General features: G+C 54.4%; 1 rRNA gene. It reads right to left on the bottom strand.

What is annotated here, in order from left to right:
• Nucleotides 1-2,796: ribosomal RNA gene (locus C1Y43_RS23400) — 23S ribosomal RNA — on the bottom strand; the annotation flags it as partial.
• Between the last annotated feature and the right edge of the window lie 19 nt (nt 2,797-2,815).

The following is a 2,815-nucleotide window of genomic DNA, read 5'->3' as shown; positions in this document are numbered from 1 at the left end:
GGGTCAGGGAGAACTCATCTCGGGGCAAGTTTCGTGCTTAGATGCTTTCAGCACTTATCTCTTCCGCACTTAGCTACCGGGCAGTGCCATTGGCATGACAACCCGAACACCAGCGGTGCGTTCACTCCGGTCCTCTCGTACTAGGAGCAACCCCCCTCAATTCTCCAGCGCCCACGGCAGATAGGGACCGAACTGTCTCACGACGTTCTAAACCCAGCTCGCGTACCACTTTAAACGGCGAACAGCCGTACCCTTGGGACCTACTTCAGCCCCAGGATGTGATGAGCCGACATCGAGGTGCCAAACACCGCCGTCGATATGAACTCTTGGGCGGTATCAGCCTGTTATCCCCGGAGTACCTTTTATCCGTTGAGCGATGGCCCTTCCATTCAGAACCACCGGATCACTATGACCTGCTTTCGCACCTGCTCGAGCCGTCACTCTCGCAGTCAAGCTGGCTTATGCCATTGCACTAACCTCCTGATGTCCGACCAGGATTAGCCAACCTTCGTGCTCCTCCGTTACGCTTTGGGAGGAGACCGCCCCAGTCAAACTACCCACCAGACACTGTCCGCAGCCCGGATCACGGGCCTACGTTAGAACATCAAACATTAAAGGGTGGTATTTCAAGGTTGGCTCCACGCAGACTGGCGTCCGCGCTTCAAAGCCTCCCACCTATCCTACACATCAAGGCTCAATGTTCAGTGTCAAGCTATAGTAAAGGTTCACGGGGTCTTTCCGTCTTGCCGCGGGTACACTGCATCTTCACAGCGATTTCAATTTCACTGAGTCTCGGGTGGAGACAGCCTGGCCATCATTACGCCATTCGTGCAGGTCGGAACTTACCCGACAAGGAATTTCGCTACCTTAGGACCGTTATAGTTACGGCCGCCGTTTACCGGGGCTTCGATCAAGAGCTTCTCCTTGCGGATAACCCCATCAATTAACCTTCCGGCACCGGGCAGGCGTCACACCGTATACGTCCACTTTCGTGTTTGCACAGTGCTGTGTTTTTAATAAACAGTTGCAGCCAGCTGGTATCTTCGACTGGCTTCGGCTCCGGGAGCAAGTCCCTTCACCTACGCGCCAGCGTGCCTTCTCCCGAAGTTACGGCACCATTTTGCCTAGTTCCTTCACCCGAGTTCTCTCAAGCGCCTTGGTATTCTCTACCTGACCACCTGTGTCGGTTTGGGGTACGATTTCGTGTTACCTGGAGCTTAGAGGCTTTTCCTGGAAGCAGGGCATCAGTTACTTCACCGCCGTGGCGGCTCGTCATCACGCCTCAGTGTTAAAGAAGACCGGATTTGCCTGGTCTTCACACCTGCACGCTTAAACCGGGACAACCGTCGCCCGGATAACCTAGCCTTCTCCGTCCCCCCTTCGCAGTAACACCAAGTACAGGAATATTAACCTGTTTCCCATCGACTACGCTTTTCAGCCTCGCCTTAGGGGTCGACTCACCCTGCCCCGATTAACGTTGGACAGGAACCCTTGGTCTTCCGGCGAGCGGGCTTTTCACCCGCTTTATCGTTACTTATGTCAGCATTCGCACTTCTGATACCTCCAGCGTGCCTCACAGCACACCTTCAGCGGCTTACAGAACGCTCCCCTACCCAACAACACATAGTGTCGCTGCCGCAGCTTCGGTGCATGGTTTAGCCCCGTTACATCTTCCGCGCAGGCCGACTCGACCAGTGAGCTATTACGCTTTCTTTAAATGATGGCTGCTTCTAAGCCAACATCCTGGCTGTCTGTGCCTTCCCACATCGTTTCCCACTTAACCATGACTTTGGGACCTTAGCTGGCGGTCTGGGTTGTTTCCCTCTTCACGACGGACGTTAGCACCCGCCGTGTGTCTCCCGTGATAACATTCTCCGGTATTCGCAGTTTGCATCGGGTTGGTAAGCCGGGATGGCCCCCTAGCCGAAACAGTGCTCTACCCCCGGAGATGAGTTCACGAGGCGCTACCTAAATAGCTTTCGGGGAGAACCAGCTATCTCCCGGTTTGATTGGCCTTTCACCCCCAGCCACAAGTCATCCGCTAATTTTTCAACATTAGTCGGTTCGGTCCTCCAGTTAGTGTTACCCAACCTTCAACCTGCCCATGGCTAGATCACCGGGTTTCGGGTCTATACCCTGCAACTTAACGCCCAATTAAGACTCGGTTTCCCTTCGGCTCCCCTATGCGGTTAACCTTGCTACAGAATATAAGTCGCTGACCCATTATACAAAAGGTACGCAGTCACCTAACAGGTAGGCTCCCACTGCTTGTACGTACACGGTTTCAGGTTCTGTTTCACTCCCCTCGCCGGGGTTCTTTTCGCCTTTCCCTCACGGTACTGGTTCACTATCGGTCAGTCAGGAGTATTTAGCCTTGGAGGATGGTCCCCCCATGTTCAGACAGGATACCACGTGTCCCGCCCTACTCGTCGGACTCACAACCTGTGCATCTTCGTGTACGGGGCTGTCACCCGGTATCGCGCGACTTTCCAGACGCTTCCACTGATGCACAAGCTGATTCAGGTCCTGGGCTGCTCCCCGTTCGCTCGCCGCTACTGGGGGAATCTCGGTTGATTTCTTTTCCTCGGGGTACTTAGATGTTTCAGTTCCCCCGGTTCGCCTCGTTTGACTATGTATTCATCAAACGATGATGCACAGAGTGCACCGGGTTTCCCCATTCGGACATCGACGGCTGTAGCGGTTCATATCACCTTACCGTCGCTTTTCGCAGATTAGCACGTCCTTCATCGCCTCTGACTGCCAGGGCATCCACCGTGTACGCTTAGTCGCTTAACCTCACAACCCACAGGCGTTT

Origin of the sequence: Pantoea sp. ICBG 828, from assembly GCF_002928355.1 — a bacterium.
Lineage (GTDB): Bacteria > Pseudomonadota > Gammaproteobacteria > Enterobacterales > Enterobacteriaceae > Pantoea > Pantoea dispersa.
This window is presented reverse-complemented; position numbering and strand designations above follow the sequence as displayed.